This window comes from Streptomyces sp. NPDC055287, from assembly GCF_053646035.1.
Map to the genome: position 1 here is coordinate 20,573 of NZ_JBSHNE010000035.1, position 20,661 is coordinate 41,233.

Here is a 20,661-nt window from a genome sequence, read left to right on the forward strand (position 1 = left end):
ATCGCGTGTCCGGCCGGTACGCCGCAGCCCGCCCGGCGCGCGCGGCGAAGGCGCCCGCCAGCGCTTCCTGCATGCGGTCAGGCCCGCGCAGATCGTCACCCTTCTGAGGGAAGGACGCCGGGCAGACCGCAGTGCGCCCTGTACCGGACCGGCGTCCACCGCGAGCTCGGCGACAGCGACAGGGCGCTCCCGTACGCGGCGCGCCTGGATCCCGGGCGCTGCGCACGGCGGGCGCCGGGCCCGCGCGGCGCTCGACGCGGAGGGCGGTGGCTCTGCTGAGTCCTGATCGGCTGTCAGTGGCTCGGCATATGTTCCCTGAATGACTCACCACATGGCCGCGGGGCGGACCCTGGAAGCTGCCGGCTCAGATGCTCGCCAGGCCGTCACGGAGTACGACAACGCCAGCGAGTGGCTGGGCAGAGCCGACGTCACAGCAATCGGACCGCTGGCGGCTGAAGTCTGGGTTTTCGACACAAAGCTGTCGCACGCACTACTGGTCAAGCATCGCTGGCGAGGATGGGTTTCGCCTGGGGGAAAGGTCGACGCAGGTGAGACACCCCGTGAAGGGGCGTCCCGTGAGCTGCTCGAGGAGACAGGCATCAGAGCGGAACTCCTCGCGGAGCCGGCGGCTGTGACCGTTCGCTCCTACCGTCCCGGCTGGTCGGCCACAATGGGCGTGGCTTTCGCGGCAGTCGTTGACCAGACCACACCACTTACCCCAGAAAACGGTCAGCCTGCGGCTTGGTTGCCGTTGGACGAGCAGTGGCAGGGGTACTTCCCCGAGGACCGGCTCCGGATGACGCGGTACGCCGCGTTGCTGGCGCGGAACGAAACCGGGACGTGAGCCGGGTGGCCGCCGACGGCGTCGGCCCGGTGCGCCGCTTGCGTGTCACTCCACCTCGGTGATGAGGCGGACGCGGCCAAAGTCGGTGCTTCGGTGGCGGCGGTGAAGCCGAGCCGGGCGCGGGTTTCGAACGGTGATGCCGGTCTGGGTGGCTGCCTTAGCCCGGGCCGTAAGCGGCTCCGAGGACGGGCGGTGAGGAGGAAGACGTCGGGCACGGTGGGCGAGATTGTCCGGACTGCTTCTCGCCCCCGGACAACTTCGGTGCCCGCCGCGCGGGGAGGGCGCTAACCGGGCGGGACAGTCCGGGCCACTGTGGGGTGGGGTGCGGATCTACGCTGGTCGCCCTGCCTCATGGGGGATGCAGACATGAACGTGTTTGACGGCGGTGACGGCCGGTGCCTGGAGTTGACCAACAGCGACACCGCGGTGTTCGTGGACGTGCTGATGCTCGCCGTGTCCGCGCTGGCTCACGAGCCGTGGGACTTTCGCTTCGCTGCCCTGCTGACGCTCCAGGACCAGAACGTGATGGGGCGTGGGATGGTCGGCTTCGGCCTGGCGGAGCTCGACTGGGGGGACACGCCGCAGGAGGCGGCCGCGGCCAAGGACTTCCTGCTGCGCGTCCTCGATCTGGCGTTGTCCCGCCACCGGTGGGAGGAACTGACGTACGAATCACCTCGGGCCGAGGGGTACCTGCGCACGTACCGGGTGATGGTGGAGGAGTTTGACCCTGCGACCGCGAGGGCCGGCGAGGGCGTCCTGCCCAAGCCGCGGGAGGCCGCGATGGCCTCGTGCGTACGTCACCGGGTGCTGGACGCGCTGCCGTTCTGGGAGGCGTGCGTCTTCTGCACGGCCGGGGTCTGAGGGCCTACGTCCTACGCAACCGGGCCGCGCCCGGGGAAAGGCCGGGACCGGGGACGATCCGCCCCACGCCCGACGGCAGCGGCTTACCGGAACTCACGTCTCGATTTTTATCGCCCGCAGTCGGGCCTCGGCGTCGGCGACGACCCGCCCCGATTCCTCGGTCATTCGTCCCTCCGCGTCAGTGATCGGGCAATTCATGACCATGACGGCGAGGTCGTTGAGTTCCACCATCGCCGCCACCTCTGCGCGCTGACGGGAGTCGTACTGGGCAAAGTCGTCGCAAGCTTCGACCAGCTCGGTGAATGACGGGAGCCGTCTCACCAGCGTGGACCGGAGGTCCTGCAGGACGCGCTGCATGTCCTTGTTGCGCTCGTGCACCGCGGGCGCCGCGTCCTGCGCCTCGCTCATCTTCCTCTCGAGCCGCTCCAGGCCCCGTTGGCCGTCTCTGAGCGTTTGGATCTGCCACTGCGCGATGGCTTTCTGCGCGAGGCTGGCCGAAGTCGTTTCGATCTTGGACAGCACCTTTTGCCGTCGCCGCAGGAGCCGGCCGCTCTCTTTGGTCGGACAGTTCTGCGGCAGACGTGCAAGTGTGCGAAGAAATGCGCAGAACGGCTGTTACCGGAATCCGGCTCCGTTGGTGTCGTGGCGCGCCGGGTGGTGCGCAGGGTGACGCGCGCCGGGAGCGCGAAAGCGCCTTCCGTTGAGGGTTCAACGGGTGGGTGTAGCTGCCAGTGAATGTCAGGGTCACACCCAACTATCCATTGATGTACCGTACATGCGCGCGTTACGGAAATGTCCATAATCGGTAACGCTGAGTCAGGTGCCCCCACTGGCCGGTGTCGGGGGTTCAGAGTTTGGGTCCTCGGCACCGACAGGGGGCCGAGACCCGCACCGCACCCCCGGCTTCATCTGGCTGGTGGTGCATACGATTTGAGGGGACATCACCTATGTCTGCTTCTTCCGCCCGTCGTCTGGCCGCTACCGTTCTCGCGGCCGGTGCCATTGTCTCCGCCGTCACCCTCCCCGCCGTGGCCCAGGACCGTGACGGTGACCGGCAGCAGCGCTCGCGCGTCGAGATCAGCGCCGTCCAGGCTGACAGCCCCGGCTTCGACAACGGCTCGAACCGGTCGCTGAACCGTGAGTGGATCGAGATCACCAACAACCACCGGCGTGCGGTGAACCTGGACGGCTGGACCCTGCGTGACCGTGACGGAAACCGCTACCGCTTCGACCATGTCCGCCTCGCCGGCCGCGCAACGGTGCGTGTCCACACCGGTGTCGGCCGCGACACCCGTACCGACCTCTACCAGGACCGCGACCACTACGTGTGGGACAACCGCTCCGACACCGCGACCCTGCGCAACGACCACCGCCGCGTCGTGGACACCGAGTCCTGGGGCCGCGGCGGCCACCACCACCGCTAACCACACCGCCCGCACCTGACCACGGGCACCCACCGGGGCGGCGCGCCAACGGCGCGCCGCCCCCTCGCGGCCCGCGGTCGCCGGACCGCCTCAGGGCGCCTGCCGACGGGACCCGGCGCACTGGTCGCTCTAGGCCGAGCCGGCCGGACGGCAGGACACGAGGTGTGCCGCGGGAAGCGCTCGAGGGCCACCACTCGTCGCAAAAAACCGCCCCGGGCCGGGCGCACAGCAGCCGGCGTAGGCAACTGCGCTCACCGGCACAACGAATGTGCACGATCAGGTACGTGAAGCGGAATTCAGAAGCTCGCCGTGTCGGCATTTCTGCTGCTCATCAACAGGGGGACCTCACCTTGCGCACCACCCATGCCGCCATTGCCGCTGCGATCACGGTCGGATCGCTGGCCGTACTGACCGCGAGCCCGGTTCAGGCCGCCGAATACTCCTCCGCACTGAAGGTCCGCGCCGTCCAGTACGACGCCCCGGGCCGCGACTCCAACAGCTGCTCCTCCGGCAACACCCGCGAGGAGTACCTGACGGTCAAGAACTACTCGTCGTCCGCGACTGTGAACCTCAAGGGTTACGTCGTCAAGGACGCGACCGGAAACCGCTTCGCCTTCACGGCGAACCATTACCTGCAGCCCGGTGACTCGGTGAAGCTCCGGGGCGGCCACGGCACAGACTCCGACGCCAACAACGTCGTCTACCGCGACAACTGCAACTTCATGTGGAACAACGACCGCGACACGATCTACCTCTACAAGCCCTCCGGCAGCCGCGCGGACGTCCACTCCTACAGCAAGAGCGGCAACGACCGCGACGGCAACGGCTACATCACCTTCCACTAACCCCGCCGCACCCGCTTACGCTCCCCTCGCCCGGTGGCGAGGGGCGCGTAGGCACGTCACTGCGGGAGGGCGTCGCCCGGCCCGGTCGCAGCGGAGTCCCCGCAGCGGCCGCCTACCGGGGCGAGCAGCAGCGCCTGGCTGAACAGAAGGACGCGAACGTGAGGCCCCCTGGTGTGCGCCGAGCGCGGTACGAAGTTCACCGAAGGTTGCTGGACGGCCGTCCAATCCACCCATTGGGGGCAGTGGACCGAACACCTCACCAGCAGCTGTGACGTGTGCAAAAGCCGGGCCGTTAAACACCGCAGGCCTCCCTGAGCGGGGCCGAACGCGTCGGCTGCAGCGCAGCAGGAGGCGCATGGCATGCCGAAGGCCGCCGGGCGGATGCTCGCACTTCCGCACCTGACCCGGCGAGGGATCATCGGGCTACGACGCTCCTACATCATTGAGCCGGGGCATCGGATGTCCGCGTACACGCGGGCCTTCACCCCAGGCGCTCCGGGCTCGCGGCGTACCGGGGTGATGCCGGAGGTGGCCCACGCCTCGCCTAGGCCGGCCATGACAGCGTGGACGGTTGCCTCGTCGGCGGCGCGTGATGTCCAGGACGACGAGGCCGGGCTCATTAATGTGCTGTTCGTCGATCTTCTCCATGTTTCTGGCGACGCTGCCCTGGCACCCCGTGGTTCGCCGGTTGCCCATATCCCACCCGTTTGTGTCGTCCGTGCCTGCCTGCCTGTGCGGCGAGTCGGCGTGTGCCCGGATGGATCCTGAGCGCCTGGCTTGGGGACGCCTCGCCCACCAGGGAGCTGGGTTGGGGGACAGCGGCATCGTTTCTGCGGTGAACCGCACCACCCGGGCGAGTGAGTAGCCGGGCAGCCTCGCCCGTCCGCTAAGCGCGCACCGCTATCCATGTGTTCGTGATCAATAACCTGAAGCGCGCCGTGACGGCCGCAGCACTCGCCTTCCTTCCCGTGACCCTCTCTCCGCCGGCGCATGCAGCCGAGACCCTTCCTCTCAGCGCCGCTGTTCACCAGCTCAACCTCGCCGATGAATCCCGCGAGGGGTACACGCGCGACAAGTTCCGCCACTGGAACTCCGGACAGAACCCCACGGACGGCTGCAACACCCGCAACGAGGTGCTGATCGCGGAGGCGGTCGAGCCCCCAGCGGTCGGCCCCGGGTGCAAGCTGACCGGCGGCACCTGGTGGTCGTACTACGACGCCACGACCGTGTCCGGTCCCTCCGGGCTCGACATCGACCACATGGTGCCCCTTGCCGAGGCCTGGGATTCCGGCGCATCGGCTTGGACCGCGAAGCGGCGCGAGGCGTACGCCAACGACCTGGGCGCCCCTACCTCGCTGGTCGGCGTCACCGCCCGTTCGAACCGCAGCAAGTCCGACCAGGACCCCGGCACGTGGATGCCGCCCGCCGGCGAAGTCCACTGCCAGTACGCCGCGGAATGGACCGCGACCAAGCTCCGCTGGGACCTGGCCATCGACCCGCAGGAACAGGCTGAGCTGCTCGACTTGGCCGAGCAGTGCCCGACCACGGAGGTCCACTTCGACCGGGTCCCGTAGGAGGAATGCGCACCACCCCTGGCTGGCTTCCGGCACAAGGGACGGGCGGCGCAGCAGATCAACGGGCCCCCTTCCGTCGCGCCGGCTCTGTCGGATCTGCCATCTCCCTACCGCCGGACAGCGGCTAGCCGTGCGGGTCGACAGGGGCTTTCACGTTCCCTACGTGCTGAGTTGCACAAGCGGACCGTGCCCCCGGCGTCTGCCAGGGGGCACGTCCGTTCACCTCGATGTCGGTGAAGGAAGCCTCACCACGGGCATGGTGCCCGGCGGGATCGGGCTGGTGACTGGAGCGTCGAAAGCGGGTAAGAAGACGTGCAGCATCCGCGCTGCGCGCCTGCGCCATGTCCGCGCAGGCCTACCGGTGACGGACCTCAGCGGCATGTCGGCGCCGCCCGCATCCCGCCGTGCCTCCTCGACGCGATCACGCTGCGGCATGTCAGCAGGGGCGGGGGCGGGCAACCCCCGCCGGTGGGCGTCGGCCCGAGTCCAGGCCTGCTCCCAGGCCATGGCTTTGGGCGTGCCTGGCTGCACACCTCCGCATACCCGCACGAACACCATGAGCAGATTCTTGGAGGGCATGCGCTTGCCGGAGAGGACGGCACCGAGGGTGCTGCGCGGCAGCAGACCCAGACCGGCGGCCTGGTCGAGCTCACGCAGCGATCTGTTCCCGTGGGAGAACCGCATCGCGCGCATGGCGTCCAGCAGTTCGATGGGCTCGCCGATGAACTCCGGTGCGAGCACGGGACGACGTCGGGCGGCCGGGCTGCCCGGCGCTGCTGTAGCGGTCTCGGCCTTCTTCCACAGCCGCTCAGCCTGCCGTTCGTCCGCGCCGCACATGCGTACGTACGACTCGACGACCTGCCACGCGGGCAGCTTGCGTCCCCGATCGGCATAGTAGAACCGCAGGTGGGGGACTGGATGATGAGGATCGGTTGTTGCCTTCGCAGCCATCTGGCGGTAGCTCAACCCCGAGAGCTGGCGCCGTGACCGAAGCCACTGCGCCAGCTCGATAACGGGGGCGGGCGTCGCCAGGGCGCTGGTGTTGCACCCCATGCCGCCGCCCCTTATGCCACGCGGCCGGTGAAGATCGCCACTGTACGGCGCAGGAGCTCGACGGCCACCAGGCCGCCGACCACCAGTGTCGCGATGATCGCCTCCAAAGGCTGCCCGGTGACCGCCAGGGCGGCGGTCAGGAGCAGGACCACGATGATGACGACGACGGCCGGGGCCGGCAGCTGAACGCTGCCAGCCTCCGCCGGGCCGCCGCCCTGCACGCATGCGTGCTTGGGGCCGCGCCTCTTCTTCATTTGTGATCTCCTCGATCGTTGCTACTCGACTCGAGGCTCCGTATACGACGATCCTCCAGCCTTGCAGGGCTGGAGGATCCGGAACCTCAGTGCACAGCTTTCTGCCCGCCGCTGAAAGGAGTAAAGAGTGCACGAACCCGGCTGTTTCATCTCGTCCCAGTTGCCCTTGCCGACCTGAACGGGCAACAGCCCAGGTCAGTCGGCGTAGGCGCGCACTGGCGTTTCCCTGGTCGAGTGAAGGGTCCAACTCCCGCACGGCTTAGGCCCCTTGTTCGGGACGGATGAAACGAACAGGATCTGGGGACAACCGCAGCAGGACGCCAGAGCCGGAGGCGGACCCGGGCCTTGCTGCACACAAACGCCGTGAGAGAGCTGAAGGAGGGACCTGACATGGAAGACACGCCAAGGTTCGTGGCAGATTCCCACCTCATGCTGGTCAGCGTCGACGCGCGGTCATACACACAGCGTGCGGCGCACACCCGGCGCCACCAAACCGCACTCCTTCTCCGCGTGCTCTTCGAGGCATGTCGGGACGCTGGCTTGCGGGAGCCCACCGATGCCGGGCCCGTCCGGGAAGTGCTTGCCGGCTCCCGGAAGCCCGCGAAACGGAACTCCGCGCCTTTCGACCGCAGGCTCTCCTGGGGCGACAACGCCATCGCCATCGCCATCGCCGTCGTGGGGCTCGGCAGGTTCTGGAACCCCAATCCTCGGGACAGTTGGCGGGATTCCGGCGAGGGTGAAGAGGACAGCATGCTTCCCCCTGTGGTTCGCCAGCTCCTCTCAGTTGCCGAGCTGCGCCCGCACACCGGCGCGCCTTTGGGTCGCAGCCGTGGGCTCACGGCGGCGGTGGAGATCGTGGCTGCCACTGTGGGGCAAGGGCGGGGGGGCGACGACTGGAAGCGCCGTCTCGCCAGGCGTTTCGCCGGCGCCGCCACACCCGGCACGGTCCGGACGCTCAGGACAGGGGGCAGCGGGCCGCAGCCTCCGGGGCAGCGGTGTGCTGCCGTCGCAGACGCCGATGCATCCCCCTCTGCCGAGATCCGATCCGCTGACCACGGGGCGGGGTGGTGGGCGTCCTCGGCGCTGTCGCCGGACAAGAGGGCTCCGTGCCGTGCGGTCTCTGCTGCTCGCAACCAACTGACGCCACGCGTGGTGCATAAGGCCGCTGGCCGATGCCACCGCACCCACGAACTCGGTCAGGGGGCGGCCTTCGTGCACCGGAGTGGGAGTGCGGAGATGCCCACGGCCGGGGCCTGGCTTGGGAACTCCGTTGCCCGCATCGGCACCGAACCGGCCGCCGGCGTCGTGCGGACGCCATCCCTTGCCCGTGCTCAGTCTCCGCCGGTGCCTCAGGCGGCCAGCCTCACACCGGCGCCTTGGCCCAACGAGCCGGCGGCCGCGGCGATTCATCGCTCCACCGGTCGTTGCCTGCGCCAGTGCTGTTCGGCACGGACGGCCGAGGGGCGGCAGGCTCGCGTGCAGGCTGTGCACCGGCCTGCCCAGTCGATACGGCCGTATCGCTCGAAGGCCGGTGTGCTGCCCCTTGCTGCCCTAGAGCCTGGTCGCCTGCTGCTGCGGTGTCCTTTGTCGACCTGGCTCTGACGGATCGCGTAAACCTTTCTCCTGCCGCTGACCTGCGCGGCTTCTGATCGCGGTCTCCCCGGCCGTTGCTACTCGACACAAACAGGGGAACCGGGCATGCCTCGTTGCAGCGAAGTGTGCCCACAGGCGACGCAATGTCGCCACGCAACTTCCGGCGGTTTCCCGGCCCACGGCCCACCGTGCGCCAGGAAACCGCCGGAAGTCCGTGCTCCACCGTTCGATCCCTATGACGTGCTGGCGGGCTCCGGGAGGGTGTTGCCCACCGCGCCTGCACCGTGGTGCCAACGTTGCACGGCAACACATTGGCAACGGGCTGCATGGGGCGCCGGTCTGATCTGCTCGGACAACGGTGCCGCAGTGCGCCGGGGCCCGCCGCAAGGCCGGTTTTCGTTGCCATCCTGGGGCGGCCGCCGCAGCCATGCCACCTGCAAGGCTGCGCAAGTCGATTTGCGCAGACCCCAGAGCCCCTCAACTCCTCTCCAGAGGCGGGCAAGGAACAGACCGTTTCGGTGCCAAGATCACGACCGGCGTTCAAAGCCTTGAGGCCACGTCAAATGTCAGCCGGCACGGAGCTGTCATGCGGCTCCACACCGACGATGAGCTCACCACGGCCGGTGTCGGCCGCGAGCGAGGCATTCCAGATCCGCTCCTCCCATTCCGCAGGCCATCCGGTCGCGGCATCCCACCGGATGCCGTCGAGCTGAACACCATCCAGCTCCACGCAACGCAGATCTGCTCCCCGGAAATCGGTACTGGCCTCCTCCACCGCGCTCACAGCCTGAGCCAGCGACGCCGCTTCCCGGCGGGTCAGGTCCAGATCGTCGGCCAGGTCCGGCGAGCCCCGTGCCTCTCGTCAGCGACGGCGGGGCCAGCGACGCCCCTACGATGTTCGCCGAACTGGCAAGGCGTGGCGTGACCCTTGGACCCGCGACGGTGGCCGACACCATCGAGCAGAGCATGAGCACCGTGGCGGAACGCCTCGGCATCCAGGTGCGCTCTGCCTGGCGGTACTTCGACGCCGCAGCGCTCGCCGAGCGTCTCGCGCAAAGTGATCGCGACGCCCAGGACAGCGGCGACTCGGAACAGGTCGGGCAGGCCCCCCTTCCGCCACTGGACAATCCCGAGCTGGCGCTGATCCTCGCCGGCGTGCCGGACGCCCTGGCCCGCAGCGGAGGCGACCTGTACAGGCGCGCATGCGCGTGCTCTCCGAACTGCAGCCAAACATCACCAAGTGGTTCGACCGGGACGTGTGGACCGCCGCGCTCAACGACAGCGGGTTCACCGTCACCCACCGCTAACGAGGAGTCTTCGCCCAGAGCGTCCAGGATCCTCGCCTCATGCACGTTGTCCGCAGCCGTGCGACGGATCGTAGGACCGGGCCCGGTACGGTCTTGATTGGATCAACGCTCCGTGACACCGGATCGGGCTGTCGGTGGACAATCCACGTGCACCGATGATCAAGTCGGGGAACACTGTGCCGATGAGCTTCGCAGCCTCCCAGACATCGCAGGAACGAGCTCTTCGGCATGTCGCGGAACTGGCGTCGGGCCCTGCGATGGACCTGGCGCTGCGGGTGACCCTCAACTTCCACCCGGACCGTCTGCTGCACGGCAAGCCGATCCTGGACGCCATGGCCGAGGACGGCGTCTACCGCTCGCAGTTCGTCACGGGAACCAGCAACGGCGGACTGACCGCGTATCCAGGCGGCGACCGGTGGCGCTGGGAGAGCCGGATCTTCGACGGGGCGTACGACGAAGCGACCGCTCATGAGCGGCCCGTCTACGGGGCGTTGAACTTCCGTCGCAAGCCGGTCGGCGGGGCGCCGCGGTTCGGCTCCGCCCACTTCCGGCTGGCTGCCGAGACGCGGGAGCGGACCACGTTCTGCTACCCGGACAGTTTCCTTGAACCTTCGGATTTCGGTGTCGCGGCCCGCATGGGGCTCCTCGAGCTTGCCCTCGCCGATCGTCAGGACGAGCTTGACGATTACATCGAGGCGCAGGTGCACGGCCCGGTCCGGCTGCACCACCATGTGGAGGCGCTGGTTCTGGACCCCTGCTACCGAGGCACGACGGTCGAGGCCGCGGCTCTGCGTCTTGGCTGCCCAGTGGAGTGGCACCCCGGTTTCCGACTCGAGGTTGAAGAACTCCGACGTCACCCCTGCTACCGCGGCCAGGAATACGTGGACTTGGGCACGCACATCGGGGTCGACGGCGTGCTCGATCCTCGGATCGTCGGAGATGCTGCACGTGCCGGCCGCTATGACCCCCAGGCGGTCAAGAAGGTGTGGCACTACCTGGCGCGCTTTGGGGCGTCCTGGAAGGCCACTGACAGACCGGTGACTCCGGCACCGATGGAGGGGGCTGTACTCGATGGCCCTCGTTGAGGGGCTGGTGCCGGAGCGGCTGTGGAGGTTGTTCCGGGCTGTGAGAGGCTCGGTGTCCTGACAGCGGTCGTTCGTCACGAGGTCGCGCTCGCGGACTCGACACTCACCACGGTGGCCGCACCCCTCGCGTTGCATCCTGCGTTGAAGGCCATCGCGGGTGGCCAGGACTGAACAGCCAGCACGCCGACACACCGGGCGGCGGCGGCGCTGTGGCTCGGTCTTGGCGGACTCCCACCTGACCGTGGCGGGCGCACCTTCAGCACCGAGGCCGCCGGATCGACCGTCAGGCCATGCGCAGGCGCGTTGTCGGCGCGCGCTGAGGTCACAGACTGAAAACGACGGTCATGGACAACGCAGAACACGATTCCATCGGGGGAGCGGGACGGCGGGCGCAGCGCCAGCGGGCGCGGCTTGCCCTGGCGGGCCGGGCGAAAGACGCATCCGACCTCGCGCTGCTTCTCGACATGCTCGCGCAGGGTCCAGAGCTCGACGGGGATGCACATGCCAGCTGGGCGGGGACGGATCTGTCGGGGTTCAACGACGCTCTCTGAGGTGGGACCGCCGCGCCCGTGCGGTCCCCGACGTCACGCCGGGGTGGAGCGAACGTGTGCCCGCCCGGCTGGCTCGAACAGTGGTTCCTCGGCGCGGAGTGGTCATCTGCCCGTCAGCCCAGTAGAGCGGCCTCACGCCGCCCCTATTGGGCTGCTGGACAGGGGAAACGCGGTCATGGTCGGAACCGGGAGCCCCGCACGCGCCCGAACCTGCGCTTGTACAGCCCGGCCGACGCACCGGCCGTGCTGCGTGTGATCGAAGCGGACCGGCTCCTCGGCCAGCCCCGCATCACCCCGGCCATGCTGAGCGAGGCGCTGGAAGGCCGCTCGCCAGTGGATGCCGGTTGGTGGGCCGAGCTGAACAGGCCGGTGACCCAGGTGGCCGTGAACGGGGCCGGAGCCGTCGTGGGCGTCGTGTCGTACGCGGTGCGTGCGAAGGACGGCACGGGACAGCTCCTGTGGCTCCACTGCCGCGAGGACCAGGCGATGGCCGACGCGTTGATCTGCCACGCCGTCACCGCGCTGCCTGTTCGGCGGGTGGAGGCGTTCCAGTTCGCTTCGGCCCTGTCGCTCGGCCTGGAGGCTCTCCCTGTCGGCCACCGCCCCGCCACGGTCCGGGCGCTGCAGCGGGCCGGGTTCACGGGTCAGCGGCTCTGGCGGTACATGCGTGCTGATCTGCCCGCCCCCACGCTGCCACGGCTGCCGCACGTGCACATGGGCCCCGAGCGGAGCCCAAGTCTCGCCGCAAGCGTGATCACGCCTGAGCACAGCAAGGCCCCGGGGCGGGCTGTTCCGTCACCAGCAGATTGCCAGCCAGCCACCCCGGGGCACCCACAGCCTGCCCAACTATGGACACCCCATGCAATGTCCTCCCGCCCCCTCGGTCTGACTCAGTTGCACTCCGCCCGCCCGGCTGGGCGGCGTACCGTGGCCACAGAGCTAAGGAGGCACTCGTGGACGCCACTCTCAAGACGGTCATCGGCGGCACCCTGGTGGAGCTGCCCGGCACCATCGCCACCATCCGCGCCACCACGCCCCCCGACCAGGCTGAGGCGTTCGACCGCGAGATCGAGCACGTCCCCGCCGCCGACCTCCCCACCGCCCTCGTCCGCTGGGCCCTGGCCGGCACCACCGCCGACGAGGAAGATAACGCCCTCTTCGAGTGCCTGGCCCGCGGCGAGGACATCGGCGCCGTCCCCGCCGACACCGACCGGCCGGAGGTGGCGTGAGCCGCTACCGCATCCAATACGCACCGCCCGCAGACCAAGCCCGCAGCGCCATGGAACCGGCGCTGCGGGCTCGTTTCGATACCGCCATGCAACGCCTCGCGGCAGACCCGTACGCGCAGGGATCCGCCCCCGTCAAGGCTGATGCGGACCGGCGTGAAGCGGTCGTCGCCGGCGTCGTCATCCGCTACTACGTGAGCCCGCCGGTCCTGACTGTCACCGTTGTCCGGGTCGTCTACATCTGACCCCGCACCCCAAAGAGAGCCCGCGTCCACCCCTGCTGCAGGGGTGGACGCGGGCTCTTTCGCGTACTGGAGTCGTTGCTGCTCCGGACCCCCAGTGGAGCTCTCCGGCGCGAGTTATTACTCAGTAATAGCTCGCGGCGAGTGGGGGCGATCCACGGAGCCGCTATTACTGAGTAATAACGGCGGAGCGGTCGGCGTGCGGTGGTGCGCTCCAGGAGCAGCTCAGCGAGCTGCGCCAGCGGGGGCGCCCCAGGACTCGGCAACCGGGAACAGCTCCCAGACTTGCGCCTGTGTGACTGAGCGCGCTACTTGGCCAGGCCGGCCAAGTAGCGCGCTCAGGATTTTGTGCCGCCACTCGCTCCGCAGGAAGCGGCTTTCAGAGCGGTCTGGTCCGGATGATGACGCTTATGGAAGGGGAGGCGGTCGGCGCACCTCGCCTACCCCACGGCGACGTAATCCCCGGTCGACGACTTCGCTCCGGTGGTGGAGTTCCCGTAGTACGTCCACCGCCACGTCCCCGGCACGGTGGCCTTCACCGTGGTCCTGAGCGCTCCCGTGCTGCTCGACGTCGCCTTCTTGACCGTCGTGTACGAGGAGGCGCCCGCTGCCTTGAACTGCAGGCTCACCGTGCGGCCCGCGTACCCCTGGTACGTGTGGGTGTCCCAGTTCGCCCGTGTGACCAGCCCGGTAACGGTGATCGTCTTCCCTGTGGCGACCGGCTCCGGCGAGGCGTTGACAGTGACGCGTGCGGCACGTTTGACCTGCAACGGGAGGTTCTCGTCGTCGGTGTCGTGGGCGTCACCGGCGAGAAAGACCCGAGCAGCGGTTCCCCAGGTGCCGGCATCCTCGTTGCCGCCAAGGTTCCGCGGGTCGATGTACAGCCGTTCCACGAAGTCGCAGATTCCGTTTTCCCTGTCCACGACCTTGCAGTCGCTGGACTCGATGGCACTGTGCAGCGTTTCCCCCGTGTCGGGATTCCCCCGGTAGGGGAACACCGTCGGCCCGAAGTCGTATCTGAGCCTGGTCGTCATCCGGAAGACCGCTTGCACCTTGACCTCTTCCTTGACCCCGATCACGATCGGCTTCCCGCCGTTCACCGCGACCCGGGTGAAGGAGACCCCGCCCTCCGCCGCCCCAGCCGGCACCGCGGCCACCCCTGTGAACACGGCGGCCGCCGCACCGGCCACCACCGTTCTCCACATCGTCTTCCCCCTCATCGAGCCCGCCCGTTCCCCTGCAGCCTGGGCCGAGCGCATAGGCGCACCGGCCGGAGGTCCCTCCTCGCGGCTGACTGTGGGACAGGTGAGGGCGGTGCGCGGTTGTACGCGGACCGGCAACGATTTGATCACCACGGCATCGCCATGGTCTGGCTCCCGGGAGGGGGCCCCGATGGCTGCACGGAGGTTCCGGTGATCAGCCTTCCGCGTGCCTGCCTCCGCAACGGAACAGCTACGCCCGGTTGGTGCATTCGCCGCCGGGTCGCCGCTGTTCTGCCTCCGCGCAAGAACTGAGCGCCAGAGTGGCCAACTGTGACTGACCGCCCAACTTGGCCCGCTCGGCCAACTACAACGCTCAACTCCAGACGGACGCGGACATGGCGTCGAGGTGCCAGCATCTACCGCGCACTCGGCGGCACTCCTGGCCGTGGGGCCGCGGCCCTCCTCGCCAGGTCGAACGTCACTGGTCGCCGGAGCGGCGGGGTGCTGTCATGGGTAGGGGAGACTGCGTGGACGAGCCGGCAGGGCCGCGGAGGCCGGCGCGCCGCGAGTCGTCGGCCCGGGCGGTCCGACTGCGGCCGCCCCGTCGCACAGCGGAGGAGGCCAAAGCCATGCTGCACCGCCGCACGGTCGGTGACGTGATGACCGAGGAGGTCGTCACCCTCCGCCCCGACACACCGTTCCAGGAGGTCGCCGCCCTGCTGGACGCGAACGACATCGCCTCGGCCCCGGTCGTCGACGACGACGGCGCCCCCGTCGGCGTCGTGTCCGCATCCGACGTGCTGCGGCACGAGACCGGCATGCCCGATCCGCAGGGGCAGGACGGGAACGACGAGCGCGCCTGGGGCAAGGTCCGGGCCCGGACCGCGGACGCGCTCATGAGCAGCCCCGTCTTCACCGCCCGCGCCGACTGGACGATCCCCCGGGCCGCGCGGGAACTCCGCAGGCGGCACGTCAAGCAGCTGCCGGTGGTCGGCGACGACGGGCTCCTCACCGGCATCGTCAGCCGCAGCGACCTGCTCGACGCCTTCATCCGCTCCGACGCCGAGATCCGCGGCGAGGTCGAGCAGGACGTCCTGGGGCGCATCCTCGGCCTGGACGAGGGCACCGTCGCAGTCGAGGTCCGGAACGGGGCCGTCACCCTGCGGGGCCACGTCCCGGAACCGCGTCTCGTCCCGGTGATCGTGGGCCTCTGCCAGGGCATGGACGGTGTCGTCGCCGTGGACGCCCACCTCGCCGCCGCCCGGGCGGGCTAGGTCGGGGGCTACCCTGCGCGCCAACTAAAGCGCTAACGCTGGCCAACTAGGACGCTAATTGGCCAAGTAGAGCGCTCAGTCACAACAGTGTGACCGAGAACTTTAGTTGGCGACTCATGGACTGAGCCGTGCAGGTCAGAAGCACGTGGAGAATTCTTGTCGGCGAATCTTGAGAGGGATAGTTGGCGAATCTCGGCGGTGGATGCTCACTGTCCGTGAGTGTCGTGGCGAGGTGGTCCGACGTCGGCAGGAGTGGCTGGGGCCAGCGTGTTGCTGCCGACGGCTTGGCTCCGGGTGGCCTCGATGAGCGTTGAGCGGGACGCGATCACTGTGATGTGAGCGGTTTGCCGGCTCATCAGTAAACGTGGACGTACTGATTGAGGACGTTGATCGAAGGCGACGGATGGCTCTCAGTGGTGCCGTTGGGGTGCACCCAACGCGACAAATGTGTCGTAGGCGTGGGAGCCACTTGGGTGTACCGAGGTAACGATCACTCCGCTGATCTGGGGTTTTTGTGCTGGTTGGCATTGAAGCGCGCTTTCTTCTGACGATTCCCACACGTGTTCATGTCACACCATTTGCGGGTGCGGCTTTGGCTGGTGTCGAAGAAGGCGGCTTGGCAGGTCGGTGAGGCGCACAAGGCCAGTTTTCCGTCTCGTTCGCCCGAGATGATGCTAATCGCGTCGGTGGCGATCACGCTGAGGGCATCTTCCACGCAGGAAGCCGAGCTGAGCCGCCATTGCCGCTTGCCCTCGGGCGTCAGGATGGCCGCAGCCCGACCCTCGGCGCTGCGGTCATTGATGACGTGGACAGCAGACGCAGGGAGGGCGTCCTGGACCGCGGCCGCTGTCGCGGCGGCGTGAATCGACTCCCTCAGTTCCCGGGCGAGGTCGAGCTGGGCAGTGGTGCAGGAGTCCACGGCGAGGCCGTACACGGCCAGCCAGTCGACGAGTCGCTGCGGCGTGGGAATGCGCTCGACGGCGTCGCCATGTCGCTCCGACAGAGTCCCCGTGAAGCTGGTCGCCAGCACCGAACCGAGGCGGAAGTCAGGGAAGCCAGCACGCATGGAACCACCTTAGCTGGTTGCGGCGTGGCTCGAAGAACTGTTAGAACCGTCTTAGCCGGTTCCGCGAAGCCAGGAGGTCTCATGCCCCGTCCCACCAGCGACGTGCAAGCATTCGAAGCCCGCGCCACTGACGCTGACCTCGACGATCTGCGCGCGCGACTGGCCGCGGCGCGGCTACCGGAAGCTGAGACGGTCCATGGCGCCGGGCCCGGCTCTCGCCGATGGGAGCAGGGCGTTCCTCTCGCCGACCTCGTCGATGTCGTGAACTACTGGCGCACCGGGTACAACTGGCGGTCGTTCGAAGAGCGCCTCGACCGGATCGGCCAGTTCCGCACGACCATTGATGGTCTAGGAATCCACTTCCTGCACCGCCGGTCCGCGCGCGCGGATGCCACGCCTCTGATCTTGACGCACGGCTGGCCGGGCAGCATTGCTGAGTTCACCGATGTAGTGGAGGAGTTGGCGGATCCGAAGGATGCGGACGCGCCGGCGTTCCACGTCGTGGTCCCGTCGCTGCCGGGCTTCGGATACAGCGACAAGCCGGCCACCACCGGGTGGGGAACCGAAAAGATCGCGGCCGCATGGGTTGAACTGATGGGAAGGCTCGGCTACAGCAAGTTCGTAGCCCACGGCGGCGACTGGGGAGGCAATATCACCACGGTCCTCGGTGGCAGGTTCCCGGCGCACGTTCTCGGCATCCACACCACGTTCGCGGAGGCGCCGCCCGGGTTGACGACGGACGGGCTGACGGCGGTCGAGCGCAAGTGGACCGAGGAAACCCGCGATTTCTGGCACCACCGCGCGGCGTACGCGAAGCAGCAGGCGACCCGGCCGCAGACCATCGGCTACTCGCTCGTCGACTCACCGGTCGGGCTTCTTGCCTGGATCCTTGACAAGTTCGCCGAGTGGTCAGACACCGAGGACAGCCCGTTCGAGACGATTTCCAGGGACCGCATTCTTGACGACGTCACCCTGTATTGGCTGACGCGGACCGGAGCATCGTCGGCCCGCATTTACTACGAAAGCCACAACTCGCTCGATCCCGAACTCCGGGTCGACGTCCCGTCAGCGATCACTATGTACCCCCGCGACATCGAGAAGAGTCCGCGCACCTGGGCACAGGAGCGGTACCGACAGATCGTCCGATGGAGGTCACCCGAAACCGGGGGACATTTCCCGTCGCTGGAGGTCCCCGAGTATTTTGTCAAAGACCTACAAGAGGGCCTCGCGGCAGTGCTGGCCGCTAAGTCTGGCGGTTGCTGACGATCAATGTGGCGGTGCTGCTCGCGGTCATCGTCTTCTTCCGGCTGCGCCGCCGTACGCAGGCCCGCAGCCGGAACGAGGAGAGGACAACTGCCGTCCTCATCCTGGCGCTGGGGGTTCTGCTCGCTCCCACCCCGGTCGGCCAGGGAATCCAGGACATCCTGGGGCAGCTGGCGAGCGGCGTCACACAGGCCAGCCGATGAGCCCCCGCGCACGCAAGAGGCGGGCGACCACGGCCAGGCGCCCGCCGGTGCGGCGGCGTACCCGCAGGCCGGGCAAGCGGCGACAGCGTGCGGACGACCGGCTGATCGCGTTCCTTGTCGCCGCGGCCCTGGCCGTTGCCCTGGTGGTGGCGGTCGTCAACTGGCTGCTCGCCCACTGGTGGATCCTCATCGTCCTTGCCGCGCTCGCGGTGCTGGCCGGCAGCGGCTGGCTCTACCACCAGCAGCAGAAAGCGCGGTGGGAAGCGGTACGCGCACAGGGCCTGCGCTACGAGCTGTCCCAGCTGGACGCCCTGCACCACTCGCGGTTCGAGGACGCGGTGCGGGACCTGATGCGCCGTGACGGCTGCCCAGACGCGGTCCGTGTCGGGGGCGGCGGGGACCTGGGCGCTGACGTGAAGGCCACCGATCCCCATGGGCGGCGCTGGGTGATCCAGTGCAAGCACCGCCACAACGGCCTCGCCGGCTCCCCGGTGGGCACACCGGACCTTCAGGTCCTCAACGGAACCGCCCGCCAGGTCCACGGCGCCGACATCGCGGTGCTCGTGACGAACGGCCGGGTGACCGCGCCCGCCGTGGCCTTCGCCAAGCAGCAGCGTCTCCATGTGGTCGACCGCCACACCCTTGCCGTGTGGGCGTCCGGCTCACGCCCTGTGTGGGAGCTCCTGCGGGCCGTCCCTTCTTCGCAAAGACCCCTCTCAGGGAAGTAGTCGCCGCGCCGCGCACCCCTTGACCAGCGACGTGACCTGCGGTTCCGTCACGTCCGCGCGGGACGACAAAGCGCCTCGTAGGACGCCTCGTAGGGCGCTCTGTACGGCGCACCCTACGAGGCCTCCTATCCGGCCGGGGGCTCTGGCATGGCAGTCACCGTACAATCGAACGGGTGTCCGATGAACCGTCGCGGGTGGAGCTGCTCCGCTTCTTGGAGCGTGTCCAGCTCCAGCAGCTCGACCAGACCCGGCGCTGGCTCCGACAGGAAGAGCAGCGCCAGGCCGAGCTCGCTGCTCGTCGGCCTCCGCCACCGCCTCCGGACTGGGTGATCCAGCTCGGCATCGGCGAAGGCCGCCCGCCCATGGCCGTACACGTCGGCGGATGCGGCCTCGGCGGCGGACGCACCCGGGCGATCGACCGCGCCCAGGCCCTGCGCGCACTCGCGGACGGCATCAACCCCTGCCCGGTGTGCAAGCCCGACCGGGACCTCGGCTATCTCGGCTGACTACGCCGATCGAGACCTGCGGCAGCGGCTGCCCAGTGGCGTTCAGGTGAGCCGAGGCGTGGCGGCCCGCGCAGCGCCGGACTGGTGCGACAGTCTGCGCTGCGTAGGCATGCAGGCGCGTAAGCCCCCGGCGTGGCCGTCACAATCCGCTCGGGGGCTTATGACTCGGCCGTCGTTGGCCAGCCGTGGTGACGCTCGGATACCGCGAGAAGATCCCGGTTGCTCAGGGAACCAGGTCGCGGGCGTCGGTGCTCGTGGCCTGCCGGCCCGGTTTGGAGAGCCTCAGTGGTCGCACAGCTCTTGAGCTTCGGCGGATGCCGCAGCGGCCTCAACCCGGTGCTCGAGCTCCGGAACAACCGCAGCCACCAGCTCCTCCACCGCCTGGCTTTGTTCATGAGTTGCGACAGCAGTTGTTCAGCTCTCTGGGAGGCACTCGAACTCCGCCATGTTCGATGTTCAAGAGAAACGACAGCACCCGCCCAAGGCAATCGACGACCTACTAGAGGCTCCAGCGGTGCAGGTGTTCGTGACCGGCCGGGCATGTGGTGCGGAGGGCCGAAGGTGTTCAGGAGTGCGTGCGGCGCGGCGGTATTCGATCACGGACCGGCAGAGGAGACGATAGGGCGGGAGGTGTATTCCATGGGTGAGTACGTCGAAGCCAACGGAACCAGGATCTGGACCGAGAGCCGTGGCCAAGGGCCCGACGTCCTGCTGATCGCGGGGCTGAGCGACCCCGCCGAGGCGTGGCAGGAGCAGCTTGACGGGCTGTCGGACCGGTACCGGGTCATCGCCTTCGACAACCGAGGGTCAGGGCGGACGCCGTTGCCCGACGGGCCCCTGTCCGTGGCCATGATGGCTGACGACGCCGCGGAACTGCTCCGGGGGCTCCGGGTCGACAGGGCGCATGTCGCCGGTTTCTCGGGTGGCAGCGCGATCGCGCAGGAGCTGGCCCTCCGTCACCCGGAGGCCGTCCGCAGCCTCGTCCTCATGAGTACCTGGGCACGGGCGGACGCCTACTTCACCACCATGGCCCGCTTCTGGCACTGGCTGGTGACGGAAGCGCCCGACGAGCGCGCCATGCTCGAGGCGTTCTTCCTGTGGATGTACACGCCGCGCGCCCATGCCGACGGCACGGTGCAGCGGATCATCGACGAAACGCTCGCCTTCCCGTACCCGCAGTCCGCCGATGCCTTCCAGCGTCAACTGGAGCCGTTCATGCGGCACGACACGCTCGACCGGCTGTCCGGCATCACCGCACCGACCCTCGTCCTGGCCGGGGAACGGGACATCACCACGCCGCCGCGGCTCGGGCGGGTCGTGGCCGACGCCATCCCGGGCGCCCGCTTCGAGGTCATGGCTGAGGAGGCCCACCAGCCGTTCCAGGAGTCCCCGGACTTGTTCAACGTACGGGTCGACGCTTTCTGGCGCGAGGTCGACGGCGAGACCCTGCCGTCCTGATCCTCAAGCGGCGTCCATCGGCGGCCGCTGGCGCCATCCCACTCCGAGTGTCGATGACCGGCACCAGCAGCCACGCGCCTGGGTGCAGTCGGCCGCCGCCAG

General features: G+C 68.6%; 22 protein-coding genes. 15 read left to right on the forward strand and 7 right to left on the reverse strand.

The window, feature by feature from the left end:
* Window positions 1–319: 319 nt before the first annotated feature.
* Both ACWIHY_RS32790 and ACWIHY_RS32795 read left to right on the forward strand, forming a co-directional pair.
* Complete coding sequence (locus ACWIHY_RS32790) at window positions 320–844, forward strand: NUDIX hydrolase (RefSeq protein ID WP_454379877.1); 525 nt, start codon at window positions 320–322, stop codon at window positions 842–844.
* A 366-nt stretch (window positions 845–1,210) separates the two neighbouring features.
* Window positions 1,211–1,705: a hypothetical protein gene (locus ACWIHY_RS32795; RefSeq protein WP_454379878.1), complete on the forward strand. Its 495-nt coding sequence runs from the start codon at window positions 1,211–1,213 to the stop codon at window positions 1,703–1,705.
* Between the two features lie 93 nt (window positions 1,706–1,798).
* On the opposite strand, the gene ACWIHY_RS32800 is transcribed toward ACWIHY_RS32795, so the two are convergent.
* Complete coding sequence (locus ACWIHY_RS32800) at window positions 1,799–2,227, reverse strand: hypothetical protein (RefSeq protein WP_454379880.1); 429 nt, start codon at window positions 2,225–2,227, stop codon at window positions 1,799–1,801.
* A 425-nt stretch (window positions 2,228–2,652) separates the two neighbouring features.
* Between ACWIHY_RS32800 and ACWIHY_RS32805 the strand changes: the two genes are divergently transcribed.
* Window positions 2,653–3,129, forward strand: a complete 477-nt coding sequence (locus ACWIHY_RS32805) for a lamin tail domain-containing protein (RefSeq protein WP_454379882.1) — start codon at window positions 2,653–2,655, stop codon at window positions 3,127–3,129.
* Window positions 3,130–3,479: 350 nt separating this feature from the next.
* A complete protein-coding gene (locus ACWIHY_RS32810) occupies window positions 3,480–3,974 on the forward strand; it encodes a lamin tail domain-containing protein (protein WP_454379884.1) in 495 nt (164 codons plus the stop codon).
* 434 nt (window positions 3,975–4,408) lie between these two features.
* On the opposite strand, the gene ACWIHY_RS32815 is transcribed toward ACWIHY_RS32810, so the two are convergent.
* Window positions 4,409–4,966, reverse strand: a complete 558-nt coding sequence (locus tag ACWIHY_RS32815; RefSeq protein ID WP_454379886.1) for a DUF6207 family protein — start codon at window positions 4,964–4,966, stop codon at window positions 4,409–4,411.
* Here ACWIHY_RS32815 and ACWIHY_RS32820 point away from each other — a divergent pair.
* Window positions 4,889–5,548: an HNH endonuclease family protein gene (locus ACWIHY_RS32820; protein ID WP_454379888.1), complete on the forward strand. Its 660-nt coding sequence runs from the start codon at window positions 4,889–4,891 to the stop codon at window positions 5,546–5,548. The two genes, ACWIHY_RS32815 and ACWIHY_RS32820, sit on opposite strands and share 78 nt — an antisense overlap.
* Before the next feature lie 219 nt (window positions 5,549–5,767).
* Here ACWIHY_RS32820 and ACWIHY_RS32825 read toward each other — a convergent pair whose 3' ends face one another.
* The 3 genes from ACWIHY_RS32825 to ACWIHY_RS32835 all read right to left on the reverse strand — a co-directional run bounded on the left by ACWIHY_RS32825 (window position 5,768) and on the right by ACWIHY_RS32835 (window position 9,232).
* Window positions 5,768–6,601 (reverse strand): hypothetical protein, encoded by an 834-nt coding sequence (locus tag ACWIHY_RS32825; protein WP_454379889.1) that lies wholly within the window; start codon window positions 6,599–6,601, stop codon window positions 5,768–5,770.
* Window positions 6,602–6,612: 11 nt separating this feature from the next.
* On the reverse strand, window positions 6,613–6,855 hold the full coding sequence (locus ACWIHY_RS32830) for a hypothetical protein (protein WP_454379891.1): 243 nt from the start codon (window positions 6,853–6,855) through the stop codon (window positions 6,613–6,615).
* 2,152 nt (window positions 6,856–9,007) lie between these two features.
* The gene (locus tag ACWIHY_RS32835; protein WP_454379893.1) at window positions 9,008–9,232 is read right to left on the reverse strand and encodes a hypothetical protein; all 225 of its coding nucleotides are present in this window, start codon (window positions 9,230–9,232) and stop codon (window positions 9,008–9,010) included.
* Between the two features lie 780 nt (window positions 9,233–10,012).
* Between ACWIHY_RS32835 and ACWIHY_RS32840 the strand changes: the two genes are divergently transcribed.
* The 4 genes from ACWIHY_RS32840 (at window position 10,013) to ACWIHY_RS32855 (ending at window position 12,862) form a co-directional block, all read left to right on the forward strand.
* A complete protein-coding gene (locus tag ACWIHY_RS32840) occupies window positions 10,013–10,840 on the forward strand; it encodes a DUF3626 domain-containing protein (RefSeq protein WP_454379894.1) in 828 nt (275 codons plus the stop codon).
* A 344-nt stretch (window positions 10,841–11,184) separates the two neighbouring features.
* Window positions 11,185–11,391: a hypothetical protein gene (locus ACWIHY_RS32845; protein ID WP_454379895.1), complete on the forward strand. Its 207-nt coding sequence runs from the start codon at window positions 11,185–11,187 to the stop codon at window positions 11,389–11,391.
* Between the two features lie 953 nt (window positions 11,392–12,344).
* Entirely contained in the window at window positions 12,345–12,620 is a 276-nt protein-coding gene (locus ACWIHY_RS32850; RefSeq protein WP_454379897.1) for a hypothetical protein, read from the forward strand.
* A gap of 50 nt (window positions 12,621–12,670) precedes the next feature.
* Complete coding sequence (locus ACWIHY_RS32855) at window positions 12,671–12,862, forward strand: hypothetical protein (RefSeq protein ID WP_454379944.1); 192 nt, start codon at window positions 12,671–12,673, stop codon at window positions 12,860–12,862.
* A 437-nt stretch (window positions 12,863–13,299) separates the two neighbouring features.
* Here ACWIHY_RS32855 and ACWIHY_RS32860 read toward each other — a convergent pair whose 3' ends face one another.
* Entirely contained in the window at window positions 13,300–14,064 is a 765-nt protein-coding gene (locus ACWIHY_RS32860) for a hypothetical protein (protein WP_454379899.1), read from the reverse strand.
* A gap of 626 nt (window positions 14,065–14,690) precedes the next feature.
* On the opposite strand from ACWIHY_RS32860, the gene ACWIHY_RS32865 reads away from it, so the two are divergent.
* Window positions 14,691–15,335 carry a CBS domain-containing protein gene (locus ACWIHY_RS32865; protein ID WP_454379901.1) on the forward strand — a complete coding sequence of 215 codons (645 nt, stop codon included), beginning with the start codon at window positions 14,691–14,693 and terminating at the stop codon, window positions 15,333–15,335.
* Window positions 15,336–15,825: 490 nt separating this feature from the next.
* On the opposite strand, the gene ACWIHY_RS32870 is transcribed toward ACWIHY_RS32865, so the two are convergent.
* Window positions 15,826–16,401, reverse strand: a complete 576-nt coding sequence (locus ACWIHY_RS32870; protein WP_454379903.1) for a CGNR zinc finger domain-containing protein — start codon at window positions 16,399–16,401, stop codon at window positions 15,826–15,828.
* Window positions 16,402–16,482: 81 nt separating this feature from the next.
* Between ACWIHY_RS32870 and ACWIHY_RS32875 the strand changes: the two genes are divergently transcribed.
* The 5 genes from ACWIHY_RS32875 (at window position 16,483) to ACWIHY_RS32895 (ending at window position 20,559) form a co-directional block, all read left to right on the forward strand.
* Window positions 16,483–17,664, forward strand: coding sequence for an epoxide hydrolase (locus ACWIHY_RS32875; protein WP_454379905.1), 1,182 nt, complete (start codon window positions 16,483–16,485; stop codon window positions 17,662–17,664).
* A complete protein-coding gene (locus ACWIHY_RS32880) occupies window positions 17,658–17,867 on the forward strand; it encodes a hypothetical protein (RefSeq protein ID WP_454379907.1) in 210 nt (69 codons plus the stop codon). Before ACWIHY_RS32875 ends, ACWIHY_RS32880 begins: the two co-directional genes overlap by 7 nt.
* A complete protein-coding gene (locus ACWIHY_RS32885) occupies window positions 17,864–18,595 on the forward strand; it encodes a restriction endonuclease (RefSeq protein WP_454379908.1) in 732 nt (243 codons plus the stop codon). The genes ACWIHY_RS32880 and ACWIHY_RS32885 overlap by 4 nt, the downstream gene beginning before the upstream one ends.
* Before the next feature lie 173 nt (window positions 18,596–18,768).
* Entirely contained in the window at window positions 18,769–19,101 is a 333-nt protein-coding gene (locus ACWIHY_RS32890) for a DUF6233 domain-containing protein (RefSeq protein ID WP_454379910.1), read from the forward strand.
* A 639-nt stretch (window positions 19,102–19,740) separates the two neighbouring features.
* Window positions 19,741–20,559: an alpha/beta fold hydrolase gene (locus ACWIHY_RS32895; protein WP_454379912.1), complete on the forward strand. Its 819-nt coding sequence runs from the start codon at window positions 19,741–19,743 to the stop codon at window positions 20,557–20,559.
* Window positions 20,560–20,661 lie beyond the last annotated feature (102 nt).